A 21,172-nucleotide genomic window follows, 5' to 3' on the forward strand; every position below is an offset into this window, starting at 1 on the left:
GCTCCGCCAGGAGGAAAGGCCTTGAAAGACCTACTGAATTTGCTGAAAAACCAGGGTCAAGTCGAAGAGTTCGACGCCATCCGTATTGGATTGGCCTCGCCTGAGATGATCCGTTCGTGGTCGTTCGGTGAAGTTAAAAAGCCGGAAACCATCAACTACCGTACGTTCAAACCCGAGCGTGACGGCCTGTTCTGCGCCAAGATCTTTGGCCCGGTAAAGGATTACGAGTGCCTGTGCGGTAAGTACAAGCGCTTGAAGCATCGCGGCGTGATCTGCGAGAAGTGCGGCGTTGAAGTTGCGCTGGCAAAAGTTCGTCGTGAGCGTATGGCGCACATCGAGCTGGCTTCGCCGGTTGCCCACATCTGGTTCCTGAAATCGCTGCCGTCCCGTATCGGCTTGCTGATGGACATGACCCTGCGTGATATCGAGCGCGTTCTCTACTTCGAGAGCTATGTCGTTATCGATCCAGGCATGACCACCCTTGAAAAAGGTCAGTTGCTCAACGACGAGCAATACTTCGAAGCGCTGGAAGAGTTCGGCGACGATTTCGATGCCCGCATGGGGGCCGAAGCTGTCCGCGAGCTGCTGCACGCTATCGACCTGGAGCACGAGATTGGTCGCCTGCGCGAAGAGATTCCGCAAACCAACTCCGAAACCAAGATCAAGAAGCTGTCCAAGCGTCTGAAGTTGATGGAAGCCTTCCAGGGTTCCGGCAACCTGCCAGAGTGGATGGTGCTGACCGTTCTGCCGGTTCTGCCGCCAGACCTGCGTCCACTGGTCCCGCTGGATGGCGGTCGTTTCGCGACTTCCGACCTCAACGATCTGTATCGTCGAGTGATCAACCGTAACAACCGCTTGAAGCGCCTGCTCGATCTGTCCGCTCCGGACATCATCGTGCGCAACGAAAAGCGTATGTTGCAGGAAGCGGTCGACGCACTGCTCGACAACGGTCGCCGTGGCCGCGCTATCACCGGTTCGAACAAGCGTCCTCTGAAATCCCTGGCTGACATGATCAAGGGTAAACAAGGTCGTTTCCGTCAGAACTTGCTCGGTAAGCGTGTTGACTACTCGGGTCGTTCGGTAATTACCGTAGGTCCGACCCTGCGTCTGCACCAGTGCGGTCTGCCTAAGAAAATGGCACTGGAACTGTTCAAGCCGTTCATTTTCGGCAAGCTGGAAATGCGTGGTCTCGCTACCACCATCAAAGCCGCCAAGAAAATGGTCGAGCGCGAGCTGCCAGAAGTCTGGGACGTTCTTGCCGAAGTAATTCGCGAACACCCAGTGCTGCTCAACCGTGCACCGACCCTTCACCGTCTGGGTATCCAGGCGTTTGAACCGGTACTGATCGAAGGCAAGGCTATCCAGCTGCACCCTCTGGTCTGTGCTGCGTACAACGCCGACTTCGACGGCGACCAGATGGCTGTGCACGTACCGCTGACGCTGGAAGCCCAGCTCGAAGCGCGTGCGTTGATGATGTCGACCAACAACATCCTGTCGCCAGCCAACGGTGAGCCAATCATCGTTCCGTCGCAGGACGTTGTATTGGGTCTGTACTACATGACTCGTGAAGCGATCAACGCCAAGGGCGAAGGTCGTGTTTTCGCGGACCTGCAGGAAGTTGACCGGGTGTTCCGTGCCGGCGAAGCCGCGCTGCACGCCAAGGTCAAGGTGCGAATCAACGAGACCGTTAACGATCGTGATGGTGGCAGCGTCAAGAACACTCGCATCGTCGACACCACTGTCGGCCGTGCGCTGTTGTTCCAGGTTGTTCCACCTGGCCTGTCGTTTGACGTCGTCAACCTGCCGATGAAGAAAAAGGCGATCTCCAAGCTGATCAACCAGTGCTACCGCGTGGTTGGTCTGAAAGAGACCGTGATCTTCGCTGACCAGCTGATGTACACCGGTTTTGCCTATTCGACCATTTCCGGCGTTTCCATCGGTGTTAACGACTTCGTTATCCCTGATGAAAAAGCCCGCATCATCGGTGCTGCCACCGAGGAAGTGAAAGAGATCGAGAGCCAGTACGCGTCCGGCCTGGTAACCCAGGGCGAGAAGTACAACAAGGTAATCGACCTGTGGTCGAAGGCGAACGACGAAGTATCCAAGGCGATGATGGCCAACCTCTCGAAAGAGAAGGTCATCGACCGCCACGGCAACGAAGTCGACCAGGAATCGTTCAACTCGATGTACATGATGGCCGACTCGGGCGCACGGGGTTCTGCTGCGCAGATCCGTCAGCTCGCCGGTATGCGTGGCCTGATGGCCAAGCCGGACGGCTCCATCATCGAGACGCCGATTACCGCGAACTTCCGTGAAGGTTTGAGCGTACTTCAGTACTTCATCTCCACTCACGGTGCTCGTAAGGGTCTCGCGGATACCGCGTTGAAAACCGCGAACTCCGGTTACCTGACTCGTCGTCTGGTAGACGTGGCGCAGGATCTGGTTGTGACCGAGATCGATTGCGGCACCGAACACGGCCTGGTCATGACGCCGCACATTGAAGGCGGTGACGTTGTCGAGCCGCTGGGTGAGCGCGTATTGGGTCGTGTCATTGCCCGTGACGTGTTCAAGCCGGGTACCGAGGACGTCATCGTTCCTGCGGGCACCCTGGTTGACGAGAAGTGGGTCGAGTTCATCGAGCTCAACAGCATCGACGAAGTGATCGTACGTTCGCCGATCAGCTGCGAAACCCGCTACGGCATCTGCGCCAAGTGCTACGGCCGCGATCTGGCTCGTGGTCACCAGGTGAACATCGGTGAAGCGGTCGGCGTTATTGCTGCCCAGTCCATCGGTGAGCCGGGTACCCAGCTGACCATGCGTACGTTCCACATCGGTGGTGCGGCAAGCCGGACCTCCGCGGCCGACAGCGTTCAGGTGAAGAATGGCGGTACTGTCCGTCTGCACAACCTGAAGCACGTTGAGCGTGTCGACGGTCACCTGGTGGCTGTGTCCCGTTCCGGTGAGCTGGCGATTGCCGACGACTTCGGTCGTGAGCGCGAGCGCTACAAGCTGCCGTACGGTGCGGTGATTTCGGTGAAGGAAGGCGACAAGGTCGACGCTGGCGCTATCGTGGCCAAGTGGGATCCGCACACTCACCCGATCGTTACCGAAATGAAAGGTACCGTGACCTACGTGGGCATGGAAGAAGGCATCACCATCAAGCGTCAGACTGACGAATTGACCGGTATGACCAACATTGAAGTACTCGACGCCAAAGATCGTCCAGCTGCCGGCAAGGACATCCGTCCAGCCGTGAAGATGGTCGACGACAACGGCAAGGACCTGTTGCTGCCAGGCACTGACGTAATCGCTCAGTACTTCCTGCCAGCCAACGCCCTGGTCGGTGTGGCGGACGGCGCGCGGATCGCGATCGGTGATGTTATCGCTCGTATTCCGCAAGAAACTTCGAAAACCCGTGACATCACCGGTGGTCTGCCGCGTGTTGCCGACCTGTTCGAAGCCCGTCGTCCGAAAGAAGCCTCGATTCTGGCTGAAGTCAGCGGCACCATCGCGTTCGGTAAAGAGACCAAGGGCAAGCGCCGTCTGGTCATCACCCCGAACGACGGTAGCGAGCCGTACGAAGAACTGATTCCGAAGTGGCGTCACCTGAACGTCTTCGAAGGCGAACAGGTAAATCGCGGCGAAGTTATCTCCGACGGTCCGAGCGATCCACACGACATCCTGCGTCTGCTGGGTGTGAGTGCGCTGGCCAAGTACATCGTGAACGAGATCCAGGACGTTTATCGTCTGCAAGGCGTGAAGATCAACGACAAGCACATCGAGACCATCCTGCGTCAGATGCTGCGTAAAGTTGAGATCTCCGAGTCCGGCGATTCCAGCTTCATCAAGGGCGACCAGATGGAACTGACTCACGTACTGGTGGAGAACGAGCGCCTGGCGAACGAGGACAAGTTCCTTGCCAAGTTCACTCGCGTACTGCTGGGTATCACCAAGGCGTCGTTGTCCACCGAATCGTTCATCTCGGCGGCTTCCTTCCAGGAAACCACACGGGTACTGACCGAAGCGGCGGTAACCGGCAAGCGCGACTACCTGCGCGGCCTGAAAGAAAACGTGGTCGTGGGTCGTCTGATCCCGGCCGGTACCGGTTTGGCCTACCACAGCGAGCGCAAGCGCCGCCGTGAAGCAGACAAGCCGTTGCGCGTAAGCGCCAGTGAAGTGGAAGCTGCACTGACCGAAGCACTGAACTCGAGCGGTAACTGAGTTCTGAGCTGATTGAGTGCCTGGCCCTGGTCGCCCCGTTCGGCGGATCGAGACAAATTGTCGAGATCCGGCGAGCGGGGAGGTCGGGGCCTTGCCTTGACTGGGGACAAGATCCTCTTTAGACTCTTGATCCCCTAAATTTGGCGGGAATTCGTTCCTGCCATTTTGCTTTTCTTGTAAGACAATAGCGTCGCAAGACAACAGTGGAGCTAGTAGATGGCAACTATCAACCAGCTGGTACGTCAGCCGCGTAAGCGTATCGTCGAGAAATCCGACGTGCCTGCGCTGCAGAACTGCCCGCAACGTCGTGGCGTATGCACCCGTGTGTATACCACCACGCCGAAAAAACCTAACTCGGCACTGCGTAAAGTATGCCGTGTGCGCCTGACCAACGGTTTCGAGGTTTCCTCGTACATCGGCGGTGAAGGCCACAACCTGCAAGAGCACAGCGTGGTACTGATCCGCGGCGGTCGTGTAAAAGACTTGCCAGGTGTTCGTTACCACACCGTCCGCGGTTCTTTGGATACTTCCGGCGTCAAAGGTCGTAACCAGGGTCGTTCGAAGTACGGTACCAAGCGTCCGAAGTAATCGGTCGTTTTGCAGTTTTTCATTTTTATTGAGTCGATAAGAGTAAGGTCGGGCAAGCGTGAGCTGTCCCGGGCTAACCTGAAGACCGCTTGAGGGCTTATCATGCCAAGACGTCGCGTAGCAGCCAAACGTGAGATTCTGGACGATCCGAAATACGGAAGCCAGATCCTCGCCAAGTTCATGAACCACGTTATGGAGAGCGGCAAGAAAGCCGTTGCCGAGCGTATTGTTTATGGCGCACTGGACAAAGTTAAGGAACGCAAGAACAGCGATCCCCTGGAAATCTTCGAGAAAGCTCTCGACGCCATCGCTCCGCTGGTCGAAGTGAAGTCGCGCCGTGTAGGCGGTGCTACTTACCAGGTTCCGGTCGAAGTTCGTCCTTCCCGTCGTAACGCCCTGGCAATGCGCTGGCTGGTAGACTTCGCCCGCAAGCGCGGCGAGAAGTCCATGGCTCTGCGTTTGGCTGGTGAACTGTTGGACGCTGCTGAAGGTAAAGGTGCTGCAGTTAAGAAGCGTGAAGACGTGCACCGTATGGCTGAAGCCAACAAGGCTTTCTCGCACTACCGCTTCTAATTTTAGCGTCACTCAATTTGCGAGGGCTTTATGGCTCGTACTACACCGATTAATCGCTACCGTAACATCGGTATCGTTGCTCACGTGGATGCTGGTAAGACCACCACCACCGAGCGCGTCCTTTTTTACACCGGCAAAAGTCACAAAATGGGCGAGGTGCATGACGGCGCCGCGACCACAGACTGGATGGTGCAGGAGCAGGAGCGTGGTATTACCATTACTTCTGCTGCTATCACCGCCTTCTGGAAAGGTTCCGAGAAGCAGTACCCGCACGAGCATCGCTTCAACGTAATCGATACCCCGGGCCACGTGGACTTCACCATTGAAGTTGAACGTTCCCTGCGTGTACTCGACGGCGCTGTCGTTGTGTTCTGCGGTACTTCGGGTGTTGAGCCTCAGTCGGAAACCGTATGGCGTCAGGCCAACAAATACGGCGTTCCACGTCTTGTTTACGTAAACAAGATGGACCGTGCTGGTGCCAACTTCCTGCGCGTGATCGCTCAGATCAAGCAGCGTCTGGGTCACACTCCGGTGCCGATCCAGTTGGCTATCGGTTCCGAAGACAACTTCCAGGGTCAGATCGATCTGATCAACATGCAAGCTGTCTACTGGAACGATTCCGACAAGGGCATGGTTCCTGTTCGCAAGGACATTCCTGCTGAATTGCTGGAAGAAGCCGAGAAGTGGCGCGGCAACATGGTCGAGGCTGCGGCCGAAGCCAACGAAGAGCTGATGAACAAGTACCTCGAGGGTGAAGAACTCACCAACGAGGAAATCAAGGCCGCTCTGCGTCAGCGTACTATCGCTGGTGAGATCGTTCTGGCTGTTTGCGGTTCTTCCTTCAAGAACAAGGGTGTTCCCCTGGTTCTCGACGCCGTTATCGACTTCCTGCCTGCTCCAACCGACATTCCTGCTATCAAGGGTTCCAACCCGGATAACGAGGAAGAGGAAATGGAGCGTCACGCAAGTGACGACGAGCCGTTCGCGGCTTTGGCATTCAAGATCGCTACCGACCCATTCGTGGGTACCTTGACCTTTGTCCGGGTTTACTCGGGCGTGTTGGCCTCCGGCGACGGCGTGATCAACTCGGTCAAAGGCAAGAAAGAGCGTGTGGGTCGTATGGTGCAGATGCATGCAAACGCCCGTGAAGAAATCAAGGAAGTACGCGCTGGTGACATCGCGGCCTTGATCGGCATGAAGGACGTCACCACTGGCGAAACCTTGTGCAACGCTGACAAGCCAATCATCCTGGTTCGCATGGACTTCCCGGAGCCGGTTATTTCGGTTGCCGTTGAGCCCAAGACCAAGGATGACCAGGAAAAAATGGGTATCGCTCTGGGCAAACTTGCTCAGGAAGACCCGTCTTTCCGCGTCAAGACTGATGAAGAGACTGGTCAGACGATCATCTCCGGCATGGGCGAGCTGCACCTGGACATCCTGGTTGACCGGATGCGCCGTGAGTTCAACGTCGAAGCCAACATCGGCAAGCCTCAGGTTTCCTATCGTGAGCGCATCACGAAGAACTGTGAAATCGAAGGCAAGTTCGTTCGCCAGTCCGGCGGTCGTGGCCAGTTCGGTCACTGCTGGATCCGTTTTGCACCGGCTGACGAAGGTCAGGAAGGTCTGCAATTCGTGAACGAAGTCGTAGGTGGTGTTGTTCCTAAGGAATACATCCCGGCGATCCAGAAGGGTATCGAAGAGCAGATGAAGAACGGCGTTGTTGCCGGCTATCCGCTGATCGGCCTGAAGGCAACAGTGTTTGATGGTTCTTACCACGACGTCGACTCCAACGAGATGGCGTTCAAGGTGGCTGCTTCCATGGCAACCAAGCAACTGGCCCAGAAGGGCGGTGGTGAGTTGCTCGAGCCGATCATGGCAGTAGAAGTCGTTACGCCTGAAGACTACATGGGTGATGTCATGGGCGACCTTAACCGTCGTCGTGGCATGATTCTGGGTATGGAAGATACGGTTTCCGGCAAGGTTATCCGCGCCGAGGTTCCGTTGGGTGAAATGTTCGGTTACGCGACCGACGTTCGTTCCATGTCTCAGGGTCGCGCAAGCTACTCTATGGAATTCAAAAAATACAATACAGCTCCGTCGCATATCGTCGAGACTGTTACCAAAAAGCAAGGCTGATTCAGCCCTTTAGGCAAGGAGTTAATTGTCGTGGCTAAAGAAAAATTTGATCGTTCCCTACCGCACGTCAACGTTGGCACCATTGGTCACGTTGACCACGGTAAAACCACTCTGACCGCTGCTCTGACTCGCGTCTGCTCCGAAGTTTTCGGTTCGGCCGTTGTTGCTTTCGACAAAATCGACAGCGCTCCGGAAGAAAAGGCTCGTGGTATCACCATCAACACCGCGCACGTTGAGTACAACTCTTCGATTCGTCACTACGCTCACGTTGACTGCCCAGGTCACGCTGACTATGTGAAGAACATGATCACCGGTGCTGCCCAGATGGACGGCGCGATCCTGGTTTGCTCGGCCGCCGATGGTCCGATGCCACAAACCCGTGAGCACATCCTGCTGTCCCGTCAGGTAGGCGTTCCGTACATCGTTGTCTTCCTGAACAAGGCTGACATGGTTGACGACGCTGAGCTGCTGGAACTGGTTGAGATGGAAGTGCGCGATCTGCTGAGCACTTACGACTTCCCAGGTGATGACACCCCAATCATCATCGGTTCGGCTCTGATGGCTCTGAACGGCCAGGACGACAACGAAATGGGTACCACCGCTGTGAAGCGTCTGGTAGAAACTCTGGACAGCTACATCCCAGAGCCAGTTCGTGTTATCGACAAGCCGTTCCTGATGCCTATCGAGGACGTATTCTCGATCTCCGGTCGCGGTACTGTTGTGACTGGCCGTATCGAGCGCGGTATCGTCAAGGTTCAGGATCCGCTGGAAATCGTAGGTCTGCGTGACACCACCGTCACCACCTGCACCGGTGTTGAAATGTTCCGTAAGCTGCTCGACGAAGGTCGTGCTGGCGAGAACTGCGGCGTTCTGCTGCGTGGTACCAAGCGTGACGACGTTGAGCGTGGCCAGGTTCTGGTTAAGCCGGGTTCGGTCAAGCCGCACACCAAGTTCGAAGCTGAAGTGTACGTTCTGAGCAAAGAAGAAGGCGGTCGTCACACTCCGTTCTTCAAAGGCTACCGTCCACAGTTCTACTTCCGGACCACTGACGTGACCGGTAACTGCGAGCTGCCGGAAGGCGTTGAAATGGTAATGCCAGGCGACAACATCAAAATGGTTGTCACCCTGATCAAGACCATCGCAATGGAAGACGGTCTGCGTTTCGCTATCCGTGAAGGCGGTCGTACCGTCGGCGCTGGCGTCGTAGCCAAAATCATCGAGTAAGACTCTCTTGTAGAGTTGGCTCGGTGAATTGAAAAGCCCCCGCTTAGCGGGGGCTTTTTTATTGGGTTGACACCTATCGGGGGCGTCTATAGAATTGCGCCTCCTTTTAACGGGCGTATTGCGCCCGGTGGGAATAGCAGCCGGAGTCTGAAATCCAATGCAAAATCAGCAAATCCGTATCAGGTTGAAGGCTTTTGACCATCGCCTGATCGACCAATCCACCCAGGAAATCGTGGAAACCGCGAAACGTACTGGTGCTCAAGTGCGTGGTCCAATTCCACTGCCTACCCGTAAAGAGCGGTTCACCGTTCTGGTCTCCCCGCACGTCAACAAAGACGCGCGTGACCAGTACGAGATCCGTACTCATAAGCGCGTTCTGGACATCGTCCAGCCAACGGATAAAACCGTTGATGCTCTTATGAAGCTCGATCTTGCGGCCGGTGTGGAAGTGCAGATCAGCCTCGGCTAAGACTCGGTCTTAGTCGTGTAACGCTCTGAAATGGGCGGCCATAGCGGGTGAAAGCCCCGTACACTCATGAGGTTTACAACATGACTATTGGTGTAGTCGGTCGTAAATGCGGTATGACCCGTATTTTCACCGAAGAAGGTGTCTCCATTCCGGTCACGGTCATTGAGATCGAGCCGAATCGCGTCACCCAGTTCAAAACTGAAGAGACCGATGGCTATCGTGCAGTGCAAGTCACTGTCGGCGAGCGTCGTGCTTCGCGTGTAACAGCTGCTCAAGCTGGCCACTTCGCCAAGGCGAACGTTGCCGCTGGTCGTACCGTAATGGAATTCCGCCTTGAAGAAGGCGAGTACCAGGCCGGCGATCTGATCAACGCTGAAATCTTCGCCGCTGGTCAACTGGTTGATGTAACCGGTCAGTCCAAGGGTAAAGGCTTCCAGGGTACGATCAAGCGTTGGAACTTCCGCGGGCAAGATAACACCCACGGTAACTCCGTATCCCACCGCGTTCCAGGCTCTATCGGCCAGTGCCAGACTCCTGGTCGTGTATTCAAGGGCAAAAAAATGTCCGGTCATATGGGCGCCGAGCGCGTGACCGTGCAGTCCCTCGAAGTAGTGCGCGTGGACGCTGAACGCAATCTGTTGTTGGTCAAGGGCGCTGTTCCTGGCGCTACTGGCGGCAACTTGGTTGTACGTCCAGCAGCCAAGGCTCGCGGTTAAGGGGAAGCTGACATGCAATTAAATGTAAATGACGCTCAAGCGATCGAAGTTTCCGAACTGACATTTGGCGGCGAATTCAACGAGACGCTGGTTCACCAAGCAGTCGTGGCCTACATGGCCGGCGGCCGTCAAGGTAGCAAGCAGCAAAAGACCCGTTCCGACGTTTCTGGTGGCGGTAAGCGCCCATGGCGTCAGAAAGGTACTGGCCGTGCTCGTGCCGGTACTATCCGTAGCCCAATCTGGCGTGGCGGCGGTACCACTTTCGCAGCTCGTCCTCAGGATCACTCCCAGAAGCTGAACAAGAAGATGTATCGCGCAGCAATGCGTTCCATCCTTGCTGAGCTGGTGCGTACTGATCGTCTGGTCGTGGTTCAGGACTTCGCTGTTGAAGCACCGAAAACCAAAGATCTGCTGAACAAGCTGAATGACATGGGCCTGACTGACGTCCTGATCGTGTCTGACGCTGTTGATCAGAACCTGTACCTGGCTGCTCGCAACCTGCCACACGTCGATGTCCGTGACGTGCAGGGTTCCGATCCGGTCAGTCTGATCGCATACGACAAGGTGTTGATCACCGTGTCGGCCGTGAAGAAATTCGAGGAGCTGCTGGGATGAACCAGGAACGCGTATTTAAAGTTCTGCTTGGCCCGCACGTTTCCGAGAAGGCTACGGTTCTGGCAGACAAGAAAGGCCAGTTCGTTTTCAAGGTTGCAACCGATGCAACCAAGCTGGAAATCAAGAAGGCCGTCGAAAGCCTGTTCAGCGTGAAAGTAGAGCGCGTTACTACCCTGAACGTTCTGGGTAAGAGCAAGCGCACTGCTCGCGGTCTGGGCAAGCGTAATGACTGGAAGAAGGCAGTTATCTCCCTTCAGCCAGGCCAAGATCTCGATTTCAGCAGCAGTGCTGAGTAAGGAAGGGGTGCATCATGGCAATCGTTAAATGCAAACCGACTTCCCCTGGCCGCCGTTTTGTGGTCAAGGTGGTCAACCAGGAGCTGCATAAAGGCGCTCCTCACGCACCGCTGCTCGAGAAAAAATCGAAGTCTGGTGGTCGTAACAACAATGGCCGTATTACCACTCGTCACATCGGTGGTGGTCATAAGCAGCATTATCGTCTGGTCGACTTCCGTCGCAACGACAAGGATGGCATCGCTGCCACCGTCGAGCGTATCGAATACGATCCAAACCGTACTGCTCACATCGCTCTGCTGCTGTACGCAGATGGCGAGCGTCGCTACATCATCGCCCCTAAAGGCGTGAGTGCTGGCGACCAGCTGATCGCAGGTGCCCTGGCGCCGATCAAGCCGGGCAACGCTCTGCAACTGCGTAACATTCCAGTTGGTAGCACCGTACACGGCATCGAATTGAAGCCAGGTAAAGGCGCACAGATCGCTCGTTCCGCTGGTGCTTCGGCTCAGCTGATCGCTCGTGAAGGTGTCTACGTGACCCTGCGTCTGCGTTCTGGTGAGATGCGTAAAGTACTGGCTGAATGCCGTGCGACCCTGGGCGAAGTCTCGAACTCCGAGCACAGCCTGCGTTCGTTGGGTAAAGCTGGTGCCAAGCGCTGGCGTGGCGTTCGCCCAACCGTTCGTGGTGTTGCCATGAACCCGGTTGACCACCCACATGGTGGTGGTGAAGGTCGTACCTCTGGTGGTCGTCATCCGGTATCGCCATGGGGCTTCCCGACTAAGGGCGCGAAGACTCGTGGTAATAAGCGTACCGACAAAATGATCGTCCGTCGTCGCAAGTAAATAGAGGGATACGACAGTGCCACGTTCTCTGAAAAAAGGTCCTTTTATTGATCTTCACCTACTGAAGAAGATCGAAGTGGCGGCGGAAAAGAACGATCGCAAACCAGTTAAGACCTGGTCGCGTCGTTCGATGATCCTGCCACAGATGGTCGGTCTGACCATCGCTGTACACAACGGTCGCCAGCACGTCCCAGTTCTCGTGAACGAAGACATGGTCGGCCACAAACTGGGCGAGTTCGCCGGTACCCGCACATATCGTGGGCACGTGGCTGACAAGAAAGCCAAGCGTTAAGGGGTAAGGAAATGGAAGTAGCCGCTAAGTTGTCGGGCGCTCGAATCTCCGCCCAGAAAGCCCGCTTGGTCGCCGACCAGATCCGCGGGAAGAAGGTGGGCGAAGCGCTCAACCTGTTGGCTTTCAGCAGTAAGAAAGCCGCCGAGATCATGAAAAAAGTGCTGGAGTCGGCCGTAGCCAACGCCGAGCATAACGAAGGCGCAGACGTTGATGACCTGAAGGTCAGCACCGTTTTCGTCAACGAAGGGCGTTCGCTGAAGCGCATCATGCCACGTGCCAAAGGCCGTGCTGATCGCATCGTCAAGCGGTCTTGCCATATCACTGTCAAGGTTGCTGACAAGTAACGGAGTCGAAGAGATGGGTCAGAAAGTACATCCCATTGGCATTCGCCTGGGAATCGTCAAGGAGCACACCTCCGTCTGGTACGCAGACGGTCGGACTTATGCGGACTACTTGTTCGCTGATCTGAAGGTGCGTGAGTATCTCCAAGACAAACTAAAAAGCGCGTCCGTCAGCCGTATCGATATCCATCGTCCGGCTCAGACTGCACGTATCACCATCCACACCGCTCGTCCAGGTATCGTTATCGGGAAGAAAGGTGAAGATGTTGAGAAACTGCGTCAGGACCTGACCAAGCAAATGGGTGTGCCTGTGCACATCAATATCGAAGAGATCCGCAAGCCGGAGCTCGACGGTATGCTGGTTGCGCAGAGCGTAGCTCAGCAGCTGGAGCGTCGCGTAATGTTCCGTCGCGCTATGAAGCGCGCTGTACAGAACGCCATGCGCATTGGTGCCAAAGGCATCAAAATCCAAGTGAGCGGTCGTCTCGGCGGTGCTGAAATCGCACGTACTGAATGGTATCGCGAAGGTCGTGTGCCACTGCACACCCTGCGTGCCGACATCGACTATGCCAACTACGAAGCTCACACCACTTACGGTGTGATCGGTGTAAAGGTTTGGATCTTCAAAGGCGAAGTAATTGGTGGTCGCCAAGAAGAACTGAAACCACAAGCACCAGCGCCTCGTAAAAAAGCTGCTAAGTAAGGGGTACGCCAAATGTTGCAACCAAAGCGTACGAAGTTCCGCAAGCAGATGACCGGTCACAACCGTGGCCTGGCATTGCGCGGTAGCAAAGTCAGCTTCGGCGAGTTCGCGCTGAAGTCTGTTGCTCGTGGTCGTCTCACCGCTCGTCAGATCGAGTCAGCGCGTCGTGCTCTGACCCGTCACGTAAAACGTGGCGGCAAGATCTGGATCCGTGTATTCCCGGACAAGCCTGTCACCAAGAAGCCACTCGAAGTTCGGATGGGTAAAGGTAAGGGTAACGTGGAGTACTGGGTTGCCCAGATTCAGCCAGGCAAAGTCCTGTATGAAATCGAGGGTGTTTCTGAAGAGCTGGCGCGTGAGGCTTTCGCCCTGGCTGCTGCAAAGCTGCCGCTCGCCACCTCCTTTGTTAAGCGGACGGTGATGTGATGAAAGCGAATGAACTTCGTGAAAAATCAGCACAGCAGCTGAACGAGCAACTGCTCGGCCTGCTGCGCGACCAGTTCAATCTGCGTATGCAGAAAGCAACTGGCCAGTTGGGGCAGTCTCATCTGCTCTCGCAAGTTAAGCGTGACATCGCTCGCGTGAAAACTGTGCTCAACCAGCAGGCAGGTAAGTAATCATGGCTGAAGCCGAAAAAACTGTCCGTACGCTGACTGGCCGTGTTGTCAGCGACAAGATGGACAAAACCATCACCGTTCTGATCGAGCGTCGCGTTAAGCACCCGATCTACGGTAAATACGTTAAGCGTTCGACTAAGCTGCACGCGCACGACGAAACCAATCAGTGCCACATCGGCGACAAAGTCACTATTCGTGAAACTCGTCCGATGGCCAAGACCAAATCTTGGGCGCTGGTTGATGTTCTCGAACGCGCTGTGGAAGTCTAAGGGCTAGGGGTCGGAGAAATTATATGATTCAGACTCAATCCATGCTCGATGTGGCCGATAACAGCGGCGCTCGCCGTGTTATGTGCATCAAGGTGCTGGGTGGCTCCCATCGTCGTTACGCTGGTATCGGTGACATCATCAAAGTTACCGTCAAGGAAGCAATTCCTCGCGGTAAGGTGAAGAAAGGTCAAGTGATGACTGCTGTTGTAGTCCGCACTCGCCATGGTGTTCGTCGTGCTGACGGCTCCATCATCCGCTTTGATGGCAACGCTGCTGTTCTGCTGAACAACAAGCAAGAGCCAATCGGCACCCGTATCTTTGGGCCAGTGACCCGTGAACTTCGTACTGAGAAGTTCATGAAGATCGTCTCGCTCGCCCCAGAAGTGCTGTAAGGAGATCCGACATGCAAAAGATTCGTCGTGACGACGAGATCATCGTGATCGCCGGCAAAGACAAAGGTAAGCGCGGTAAGGTGCTTAAGGTTCTCGCTAACAACCGTTTGGTTATTGGCGGTCTGAACCTGGTCAAGCGTCATACCAAGCCTAACCCGATGTCGGGCGTGCAGGGCGGTATCGTCGAAAAAGAAGCTCCACTGGATGCTTCTAACGTCGCCATTTTCAACGGCGAAACCAACAAGGCTGACCGCGTTGGTTTCAAAGTAGAAGACGGCAAGAAAATTCGTGTCTTCAAGTCGACCCAAAAAGCGGTTGATGCTTGAACACTGCTAGGTAGATGAGACCATGGCACGACTAAAAGAGATTTACCGGAAGGAAATCGCACCGAAGCTTAAGGAAGAACTTAAGCTTTCGAACGTGATGGAAGTTCCGCGCGTTACCAAAATCACCCTGAACATGGGTCTGGGCGAAGCGATCGGCGACAAAAAAGTCATCGAGCACGCTGTAGCCGACCTGGAAAAGATCACCGGTCAGAAAGTCGTTGTGACTTACGCTCGGAAATCCATCGCTGGCTTCAAAGTCCGTGAAGGTTGGCCGATCGGCGTCAAAGTGACCCTGCGCCGTGAGCGTATGTACGAGTTCCTGGATCGTCTGCTGTCGATCTCCCTGCCTCGGGTTCGCGACTTCCGCGGCCTGAATGCCAAGTCCTTCGATGGTCGTGGCAACTACAGCATGGGCGTGAAAGAGCAGATCATTTTCCCGGAAATCGATTACGACAAGATCGACGCTCTCCGCGGTCTGGACATTACCCTGACCACCACTGCTCGGACGGATGAAGAAGGTCGCGCACTGCTGCGTGCTTTCAAATTCCCGTTCCGCAACTGATTGGAGTAGGACAATGGCCAAGAAGAGCATGAAGAACCGTGAGCTGAAGCGTCAGCTCACCGTTGCCAAGTACGCCACCAAGCGTGCAGCGCTGAAAGCTATCATCGTTGATCTGAACGCAAGTCCAGAAGCGCGTTGGGAAGCTACCGTAGCACTGCAGAAGCAGCCACGTGACGCCAGCGCTTCGCGCATGCGTAACCGCTGCCGCCTGACTGGTCGTCCGCACGGCGTGTACCGCAAGTTCGGCCTCGGCCGTAACATGCTGCGTCAAGCTGCAATGCGTGGTGACGTTCCAGGTCTGGTCAAGGCCAGCTGGTAAGCACTGTCAAAGTCGCGGCGCTCGGGATCGCAAGATCCTGACCGTTGGTGACCTTGAACTTGAATCAAGCCCCTTTTGGGGCTTGATTCATTTGTGGGGTGTGTCTAGAATACCCGGCTCGCCTGAGCCCGTGTTTTTATTGCACGGATGCGCTCGGCGACACGTACTAGCCGAAAGGCTAATTTTTTGTGTATTAGGAGCGTCTAGCCCATGAGTATGCAGGACCCGTTAGCGGACATGCTAACTCGTATCCGTAATGCCCAGATGGCTGAAAAGTCCGTCGTAAGCATGCCATCTTCTACGTTGAAGGTAGCTGTTGCCAAAGTCCTGAAGGACGAAGGTTACATTGCGGGTTATCAGATCAGCAGCGAAATCAAGCCTCTGCTGTCCATCGAGCTTAAGTACTTCGAAGGCCGTCCGGTCATCGAGGAAGTGAAGCGCGTTAGCCGTCCAGGCCTGCGTCAGTACAAGTCCGTCGATGATCTGCCAAAAGTTCGTGGCGGTCTCGGTGTGTCTATCGTCTCCACCAACAAAGGTGTGATGACGGATCGTGCTGCGCGCGCTGCCGGTGTCGGCGGCGAAGTTCTTTGCACTGTGTTCTAAGGGGGGATAAGCATGTCACGCGTCGCTAAGAACCCCGTTAAGCTGCCAGCCGGTGTCGAAGTCAAATTCGCAGGCCAACAGCTTTCGGTGAAGGGTGCCAAGGGCACTCTGCAACTGAACATCCATTCGTCCGTTGAGATCGTTGAAGAAGCTGGTGAGCTGCGTTTCGCTGCTCGCAATGGCGATCAACAGACTCGCGCAATGGCTGGTACCACTCGTGCGTTGGTAAACAACATGGTCCAAGGCGTAAGCCAAGGCTTCGAGCGCAAGCTCCAGCTGGTCGGTGTTGGTTACAAAGCGCAAGCAAAAGGCACAGTGCTGAACCTGGCTCTTGGCTTCTCGCACCCAGTGGATTATGAACTGCCGGAAGGCATCACCGCTGAGACTCCTAGCCAGACCGATATCCTGATCAAGGGCATCGACAAGCAGCTGGTAGGTCAAGTGGCCGCCGAGATCCGCGACTTCCGTCCACCAGAGCCGTACAAAGGCAAAGGTGTGCGCTACGCGGACGAAGTCGTCCGTCGTAAAGAAGCCAAGAAGAAGTAGGGCATAGCAAATGACCGACAAAAAAGTTACTCGACTGCGTCGCGCTCGCAAAGCACGCCTGAAAATGCACGAACTCGAAGTCGTGCGTCTCTGCGTGTTCCGCTCGTCGCAGCACATCTACGCCCAGGTCATTTCGGCCGACGGCAACAAAGTCCTGGCAAGTGCCTCGACTTTGGATAAAGAACTGCGTGATGGCGCCACTGGCAACATCGACGCGGCCACTAAGGTTGGCCAGCTGGTCGCTACGCGTGCTAAAGCCGCTGGCGTCTCGCAGGTGGCTTTCGACCGCTCTGGCTTCAAGTACCACGGTCGCGTCAAGGCGCTGGCTGATGCTGCTCGTGAAGCTGGGCTGGAGTTCTAAGTTATGTCAAATAACGACCAAAAGCGCGACGAAGGCTACATCGAGAAGCTGGTTCAAGTTAACCGCGTAGCCAAAACCGTTAAAGGCGGCCGTATCTTCACTTTCACCGCGTTGACCGTGGTAGGTGATGGTAAAGGGCGTGTTGGCTTCGGCCGTGGCAAGTCGCGTGAAGTGCCTGCTGCGATCCAGAAGGCAATGGAAGCTGCTCGCCGCAACATGATCCAGGTTGATCTGAACGGCACCACCCTGCAGTACGCAATGAAGTCTGCCCATGGCGCTTCGAAGGTGTACATGCAGCCTGCTTCTGAAGGTACCGGTATCATCGCTGGCGGCGCTATGCGTGCTGTCCTCGAAGTTGCTGGCGTTCAGAACGTTCTGGCCAAGTGCTACGGCTCGACTAACCCGGTAAACGTGGTTCACGCCACCTTCAAGGGTTTGAAAGCAATGCAGTCTCCTGAATCCATTGCCGCCAAGCGTGGCAAAAGCGTCAAGGAGATCTTCTGATCATGGCTACCGTAAAAGTTACGCTGATCAAAAGCATGACCGGCCGCATCCCTAACCACAAACTGTGCGTTAAGGGTCTGGGTCTGCGTCGCATCGGTCACACTGTAGAAGTCCAGGATACTCCCGAGAATCGCGGGATGATCAACAAGGCTTACTACATGCTGCGTGTCGAGGGTTAATCGATGAAACTCAATGATCTGAGTCCAGCGCCGGGTTCCCGTCGCGAAAAGCATCGTCCGGGCCGTGGTATCGGTAGTGGTTTGGGCAAGACCGGTGGCCGTGGCCACAAGGGTCAGACCTCCCGCTCCGGTGGCACCATTGCTCCAGGCTTTGAAGGCGGTCAACAGCCGCTGCATCGTCGCCTGCCGAAGTTCGGTTTCGTTTCCCTGAAAGCCATGGACCGCGCAGAAGTGCGTCTGTCCGAACTGGCCAAGGTGGATGGCGATATCGTCACCGTGCAGTCCCTGAAGGATGCCAACGTGATCAACCAGAACGTACAGCGTGTGAAAATCATGCTGTCGGGCGAAGTTGCTCGTGCTGTCACCATCGGAAAGGGAATCGGCGCCACCAAAGGTGCGCGTGCGGCTATCGAAGCAGCTGGCGGCAAGTTCGAGGAATAAATGGCTAAGCAAGGTGCTCTCTCTGCGCTCGGCAAAGGCGGTATGTCTGAACTCTGGGCTCGTCTGCGTTTTCTGTTCCTGGCGATTATCGTCTACCGAATAGGCGCACACATCCCGGTTCCAGGTATCAACCCGGACCGACTCGCGGACCTGTTTCGACAGAATGAGGGGACCATTCTTAGCTTGTTCAACATGTTTTCCGGCGGCGCGCTGGAGCGGATGAGCATCTTTGCACTGGGGATCATGCCGTACATTTCGGCATCGATCATCATGCAGCTGATGTCCGCTGTCAGCCCGCAGCTGGAGCAGTTGAAGAAGGAAGGTGAAGCTGGCCGTCGCAAGATCAGCCAGTACACCCGCTACCTCACTGTCGTCCTCGCTCTTGTCCAGGCTGTTGGCATGTCCATCGGTCTGGCGGGGCAGGGCGTAGCGTTCACTGGTGACTTTGGCTTCCATTTCGTCGCGGTAACCACTTTTGTGGCGGGTGCGATGTTCATGATGTGGCTGGGTGAGCAGATCACTGAGCGTGGTGTTGGCAACGGTATCTCGATGTTGATCTTCGCAGGTATCGTCGCCGGTCTTCCGAGAGCGATCGGGCAGTCTTTCGAGTCTGCGCGTCAGGGTGATATCAACATCTTCGCCCTGGTTGCCATCGGTTTGCTGGCAGTAGCGATTATCGGTTTCGTGGTGTTCATTGAGCGTGGCCAGCGTCGTATCGCTGTTCACTACGCCAAGCGTCAGCAGGGCCGCAAGGTTTTTGCTGCGCAGACCAGCCACTTGCCGTTGAAGGTGAACATGGCCGGCGTTATCCCGGCCATTTTCGCGAGCAGCATCTTGCTGTTCCCGGCTTCGTTGGGTGCCTGGTTCGGCCAGTCTGAAGGTATGGGCTGGTTGCAGGACATCTCGCAGTCGATCGCTCCTGGTCAGCCGTTGAATATTCTGCTGTTTAGTGCAGGGATTATTTTCTTCTGCTTCTTCTATACGGCGTTGATGTTCAATCCGAAAGACGTAGCGGAAAACCTGAAGAAGTCCGGTGCCTTTATTCCGGGTATCCGTCCAGGCGAGCAGTCGGCGCGCTACATTGATGGCGTTCTGACGCGTTTGACCTTGTTCGGTGCTCTTTACATGACGGCCGTGTGCTTGCTTCCCCAGTTCCTGGTGGTTGCGGCAAACGTTCCGTTCTACCTTGGCGGGACCTCGTTGCTGATCGTGGTCGTGGTTGTGATGGACTTCATGTCCCAAGTACAATCGCACCTCGTTTCGCACCAGTACGAATCCCTGATGAAGAAAGCCAACCTGAAGGGCTACGGCAGCGGCATGTTGCGCTGAGTAGCGTCCATAAGGTTCGAGGAGTTGGTGATGAAAGTTCGTGCATCGGTGAAAAAGCTGTGCCGTAACTGCAAGATTATTCGCCGCGAAGGTGTTGTTCGGGTAATTTGCAGCGCGGAACCGCGTCACAAACAGCGCCAAGGCTGAGTGTGATTGTGCTTTAAGCCCGGCAGCTAGTGCGCTGCCGGGTTGATTATTTGTTATTACAGCGATATTATCTCGCGCCCTATTTCTTGGCTTCCGGGGCGTAGGTAGCTGTCAATTGGAGTCCCACTGAATGGCCCGTATTGCAGGCGTCAACATTCCAGATAACAAGCATACTGTTATCTCGCTGACCTACATCTATGGTGTTGGTCGCACTACTGCACAGAAAATTTGTGCAGAGACTGGGGTCAACCCAGCAGCAAAGATCAAGGATCTGAGCGACGAGCAAATTGAACAGCTGCGTGGCGAAGTGGCGAAGTTCACCACTGAAGGTGACCTGCGTCGCGAAATCAACATGAAAATCAAGCGCTTGATGGACCTCGGTTGCTATCGCGGTCTGCGTCATCGTCGTGGTCTGCCAGTACGCGGTCAGCGTACCAAGACCAACGCGCGTACCCGTAAAGGTCCGCGTAAGCCGATCCGCAAGTAATCGCCCCAGCGAATCGACAGGAATTTAATCATGGCAAAACCTGCTGCTCGTCCTCGTAAAAAAGTTAAAAAGACAGTGGTTGATGGCATCGCCCACATCCATGCATCTTTTAACAACACCATCGTGACCATTACCGACCGTCAAGGTAACGCTCTTTCCTGGGCTACCTCCGGTGGTTCGGGTTTCCGCGGTTCCCGCAAGTCCACGCCGTTCGCTGCTCAAGTAGCTGCTGAGCGTGCTGGTCAAGCTGCGCTGGAATACGGCCTGAAAAACCTCGACGTCAACGTCAAAGGTCCAGGTCCAGGTCGTGAATCCGCAGTCCGCGCTTTGAACGGCTGTGGCTACAAGATCGCCAGCATCACCGACGTGACGCCAATCCCGCACAACGGGTGCCGTCCGCCGAAGAAGCGCCGCGTGTAATCCAGGAGATTGTAAAGAATGGCTCGTTACATTGGTCCAAAATGCAAACTCGCTCGTCGCGAAGGCACCGATCTCTTCCTGAAGAGCGGCGTGCGCGCGATCGAATCGAAGTGCAACATTGAAGCAGCACCTGGTATCCACGGCCAACGCCGCGGTCGCCAGTCCGATTACGGCACCCAACTGCGTGAAAAGCAGAAGGTCCGTCGTATCTACGGCGTTCTCGAGCGTCAATTCAGCGGCTACTACAAAGAAGCTGCTGGCAAGAAAGGCGCAACCGGCGAAAACCTGTTGCAGCTGCTCGAATGCCGTCTGGACAACGTTGTATACCGTATGGGTTTCGGTTCTACTCGTGCCGAATCCCGTCAGCTGGTATCGCACAAGTCGATCAGCGTTAACGGCCAGACCGTGAACGTTCCGTCCTACCAGGTTCGTGCTGGTGACGTGGTTGCTGTTCGCGAGAAAGCAAAAAACCAACTTCGCATTGTCCAAGCTCTCGATCTGTGTGCCCAACGTGGCCGCGTAGAATGGGTAGAAGTAGACACTGAGAAGAAGTCGGGCGTTTTCAAGAACGTTCCTGCTCGCAGTGATCTGTCCGCCGACATCAACGAAAGCCTGATTGTCGAGCTCTACTCCAAGTAAGGGCTAGAAAATAGGTGC

General features: G+C 55.6%; 31 protein-coding genes. All 31 read left to right on the top strand.

Annotation, left to right across the window (positions count from 1 at the left end; genetic code table 11):
* Positions 1–21: 21 nt before the first annotated feature.
* The 31 genes from rpoC to rpsD all read left to right on the top strand — a co-directional run bounded on the left by rpoC (position 22) and on the right by rpsD (position 21,154).
* Positions 22–4,221 carry a DNA-directed RNA polymerase subunit beta' gene (gene rpoC / locus J3P96_RS03080; RefSeq protein ID WP_434655262.1) on the top strand — a complete coding sequence of 1,400 codons (4,200 nt, stop codon included), beginning with the start codon at positions 22–24 and terminating at the stop codon, positions 4,219–4,221.
* A 216-nt stretch (positions 4,222–4,437) separates the two neighbouring features.
* A complete protein-coding gene (gene rpsL / locus J3P96_RS03085; protein ID WP_003186084.1) occupies positions 4,438–4,809 on the top strand; it encodes a 30S ribosomal protein S12 in 372 nt (123 codons plus the stop codon).
* A gap of 102 nt (positions 4,810–4,911) precedes the next feature.
* Positions 4,912–5,382 (top strand): 30S ribosomal protein S7, encoded by a 471-nt coding sequence (gene rpsG / locus J3P96_RS03090; RefSeq protein ID WP_003186074.1) that lies wholly within the window; start codon positions 4,912–4,914, stop codon positions 5,380–5,382.
* A 30-nt stretch (positions 5,383–5,412) separates the two neighbouring features.
* The gene (gene fusA, locus J3P96_RS03095) at positions 5,413–7,518 is read left to right on the top strand and encodes an elongation factor G (protein ID WP_053125865.1); all 2,106 of its coding nucleotides are present in this window, start codon (positions 5,413–5,415) and stop codon (positions 7,516–7,518) included.
* Between the two features lie 30 nt (positions 7,519–7,548).
* Entirely contained in the window at positions 7,549–8,742 is a 1,194-nt protein-coding gene (gene tuf / locus J3P96_RS03100) for an elongation factor Tu (protein WP_003186071.1), read from the top strand.
* Positions 8,743–8,899: 157 nt separating this feature from the next.
* Positions 8,900–9,211: a 30S ribosomal protein S10 gene (gene rpsJ, locus J3P96_RS03105; RefSeq protein ID WP_003186070.1), complete on the top strand. Its 312-nt coding sequence runs from the start codon at positions 8,900–8,902 to the stop codon at positions 9,209–9,211.
* A gap of 80 nt (positions 9,212–9,291) precedes the next feature.
* Positions 9,292–9,927 (top strand): 50S ribosomal protein L3, encoded by a 636-nt coding sequence (rplC, locus tag J3P96_RS03110; RefSeq protein WP_003186059.1) that lies wholly within the window; start codon positions 9,292–9,294, stop codon positions 9,925–9,927.
* A 12-nt stretch (positions 9,928–9,939) separates the two neighbouring features.
* On the top strand, positions 9,940–10,542 hold the full coding sequence (rplD, locus tag J3P96_RS03115; RefSeq protein ID WP_268798240.1) for a 50S ribosomal protein L4: 603 nt from the start codon (positions 9,940–9,942) through the stop codon (positions 10,540–10,542).
* On the top strand, positions 10,539–10,838 hold the full coding sequence (gene rplW, locus J3P96_RS03120) for a 50S ribosomal protein L23 (protein ID WP_002555488.1): 300 nt from the start codon (positions 10,539–10,541) through the stop codon (positions 10,836–10,838). The genes rplD and rplW overlap by 4 nt, the downstream gene beginning before the upstream one ends.
* Before the next feature lie 14 nt (positions 10,839–10,852).
* A complete protein-coding gene (gene rplB, locus J3P96_RS03125; RefSeq protein ID WP_003186055.1) occupies positions 10,853–11,677 on the top strand; it encodes a 50S ribosomal protein L2 in 825 nt (274 codons plus the stop codon).
* A 16-nt stretch (positions 11,678–11,693) separates the two neighbouring features.
* Complete coding sequence (rpsS, locus tag J3P96_RS03130) at positions 11,694–11,969, top strand: 30S ribosomal protein S19 (protein WP_002555486.1); 276 nt, start codon at positions 11,694–11,696, stop codon at positions 11,967–11,969.
* Positions 11,970–11,980: 11 nt separating this feature from the next.
* The gene (gene rplV, locus J3P96_RS03135; RefSeq protein ID WP_003103908.1) at positions 11,981–12,313 is read left to right on the top strand and encodes a 50S ribosomal protein L22; all 333 of its coding nucleotides are present in this window, start codon (positions 11,981–11,983) and stop codon (positions 12,311–12,313) included.
* A 13-nt stretch (positions 12,314–12,326) separates the two neighbouring features.
* The gene (gene rpsC / locus J3P96_RS03140) at positions 12,327–13,013 is read left to right on the top strand and encodes a 30S ribosomal protein S3 (protein WP_003176422.1); all 687 of its coding nucleotides are present in this window, start codon (positions 12,327–12,329) and stop codon (positions 13,011–13,013) included.
* 12 nt (positions 13,014–13,025) lie between these two features.
* A complete protein-coding gene (gene rplP, locus J3P96_RS03145; protein WP_003186052.1) occupies positions 13,026–13,439 on the top strand; it encodes a 50S ribosomal protein L16 in 414 nt (137 codons plus the stop codon).
* Complete coding sequence (gene rpmC / locus J3P96_RS03150; protein WP_002555481.1) at positions 13,439–13,630, top strand: 50S ribosomal protein L29; 192 nt, start codon at positions 13,439–13,441, stop codon at positions 13,628–13,630. Before rplP ends, rpmC begins: the two co-directional genes overlap by 1 nt.
* Before the next feature lie 2 nt (positions 13,631–13,632).
* A complete protein-coding gene (gene rpsQ / locus J3P96_RS03155; RefSeq protein WP_003194644.1) occupies positions 13,633–13,899 on the top strand; it encodes a 30S ribosomal protein S17 in 267 nt (88 codons plus the stop codon).
* Positions 13,900–13,922: 23 nt separating this feature from the next.
* Positions 13,923–14,291, top strand: coding sequence for a 50S ribosomal protein L14 (gene rplN / locus J3P96_RS03160; RefSeq protein ID WP_002555479.1), 369 nt, complete (start codon positions 13,923–13,925; stop codon positions 14,289–14,291).
* An 11-nt stretch (positions 14,292–14,302) separates the two neighbouring features.
* The gene (rplX, locus tag J3P96_RS03165) at positions 14,303–14,617 is read left to right on the top strand and encodes a 50S ribosomal protein L24 (RefSeq protein ID WP_003176416.1); all 315 of its coding nucleotides are present in this window, start codon (positions 14,303–14,305) and stop codon (positions 14,615–14,617) included.
* Between the two features lie 22 nt (positions 14,618–14,639).
* Positions 14,640–15,179 (top strand): 50S ribosomal protein L5, encoded by a 540-nt coding sequence (rplE, locus tag J3P96_RS03170; protein ID WP_030140492.1) that lies wholly within the window; start codon positions 14,640–14,642, stop codon positions 15,177–15,179.
* A gap of 13 nt (positions 15,180–15,192) precedes the next feature.
* Positions 15,193–15,498 (top strand): 30S ribosomal protein S14, encoded by a 306-nt coding sequence (gene rpsN, locus J3P96_RS03175; protein ID WP_003186042.1) that lies wholly within the window; start codon positions 15,193–15,195, stop codon positions 15,496–15,498.
* A 210-nt stretch (positions 15,499–15,708) separates the two neighbouring features.
* A complete protein-coding gene (gene rpsH / locus J3P96_RS03180; RefSeq protein WP_003186040.1) occupies positions 15,709–16,101 on the top strand; it encodes a 30S ribosomal protein S8 in 393 nt (130 codons plus the stop codon).
* A 12-nt stretch (positions 16,102–16,113) separates the two neighbouring features.
* On the top strand, positions 16,114–16,647 hold the full coding sequence (rplF, locus tag J3P96_RS03185) for a 50S ribosomal protein L6 (RefSeq protein WP_003186039.1): 534 nt from the start codon (positions 16,114–16,116) through the stop codon (positions 16,645–16,647).
* Positions 16,648–16,657: 10 nt separating this feature from the next.
* Positions 16,658–17,008 (top strand): 50S ribosomal protein L18, encoded by a 351-nt coding sequence (gene rplR, locus J3P96_RS03190; protein WP_003186037.1) that lies wholly within the window; start codon positions 16,658–16,660, stop codon positions 17,006–17,008.
* A 3-nt stretch (positions 17,009–17,011) separates the two neighbouring features.
* Positions 17,012–17,512, top strand: a complete 501-nt coding sequence (gene rpsE / locus J3P96_RS03195; protein ID WP_003186035.1) for a 30S ribosomal protein S5 — start codon at positions 17,012–17,014, stop codon at positions 17,510–17,512.
* Between the two features lie 2 nt (positions 17,513–17,514).
* Positions 17,515–17,691 carry a 50S ribosomal protein L30 gene (gene rpmD / locus J3P96_RS03200; protein WP_003176408.1) on the top strand — a complete coding sequence of 59 codons (177 nt, stop codon included), beginning with the start codon at positions 17,515–17,517 and terminating at the stop codon, positions 17,689–17,691.
* A gap of 3 nt (positions 17,692–17,694) precedes the next feature.
* A complete protein-coding gene (gene rplO / locus J3P96_RS03205; RefSeq protein WP_003186032.1) occupies positions 17,695–18,132 on the top strand; it encodes a 50S ribosomal protein L15 in 438 nt (145 codons plus the stop codon).
* Positions 18,133–19,461 (top strand): preprotein translocase subunit SecY, encoded by a 1,329-nt coding sequence (secY, locus tag J3P96_RS03210; RefSeq protein ID WP_018612224.1) that lies wholly within the window; start codon positions 18,133–18,135, stop codon positions 19,459–19,461.
* A 30-nt stretch (positions 19,462–19,491) separates the two neighbouring features.
* Positions 19,492–19,608 (top strand): 50S ribosomal protein L36, encoded by a 117-nt coding sequence (gene rpmJ, locus J3P96_RS03215; RefSeq protein ID WP_002555468.1) that lies wholly within the window; start codon positions 19,492–19,494, stop codon positions 19,606–19,608.
* A gap of 130 nt (positions 19,609–19,738) precedes the next feature.
* Positions 19,739–20,095 carry a 30S ribosomal protein S13 gene (rpsM, locus tag J3P96_RS03220; RefSeq protein ID WP_009045849.1) on the top strand — a complete coding sequence of 119 codons (357 nt, stop codon included), beginning with the start codon at positions 19,739–19,741 and terminating at the stop codon, positions 20,093–20,095.
* A gap of 30 nt (positions 20,096–20,125) precedes the next feature.
* Complete coding sequence (gene rpsK, locus J3P96_RS03225) at positions 20,126–20,515, top strand: 30S ribosomal protein S11 (protein WP_002555466.1); 390 nt, start codon at positions 20,126–20,128, stop codon at positions 20,513–20,515.
* An 18-nt stretch (positions 20,516–20,533) separates the two neighbouring features.
* Positions 20,534–21,154, top strand: coding sequence for a 30S ribosomal protein S4 (rpsD, locus tag J3P96_RS03230; RefSeq protein WP_003176404.1), 621 nt, complete (start codon positions 20,534–20,536; stop codon positions 21,152–21,154).
* Positions 21,155–21,172: the final 18 nt, after the last annotated feature.

The organism is Pseudomonas sp. R3-56, assembly GCF_051132075.1.
Classification (GTDB): Bacteria; Pseudomonadota; Gammaproteobacteria; order Pseudomonadales; family Pseudomonadaceae; genus Aquipseudomonas.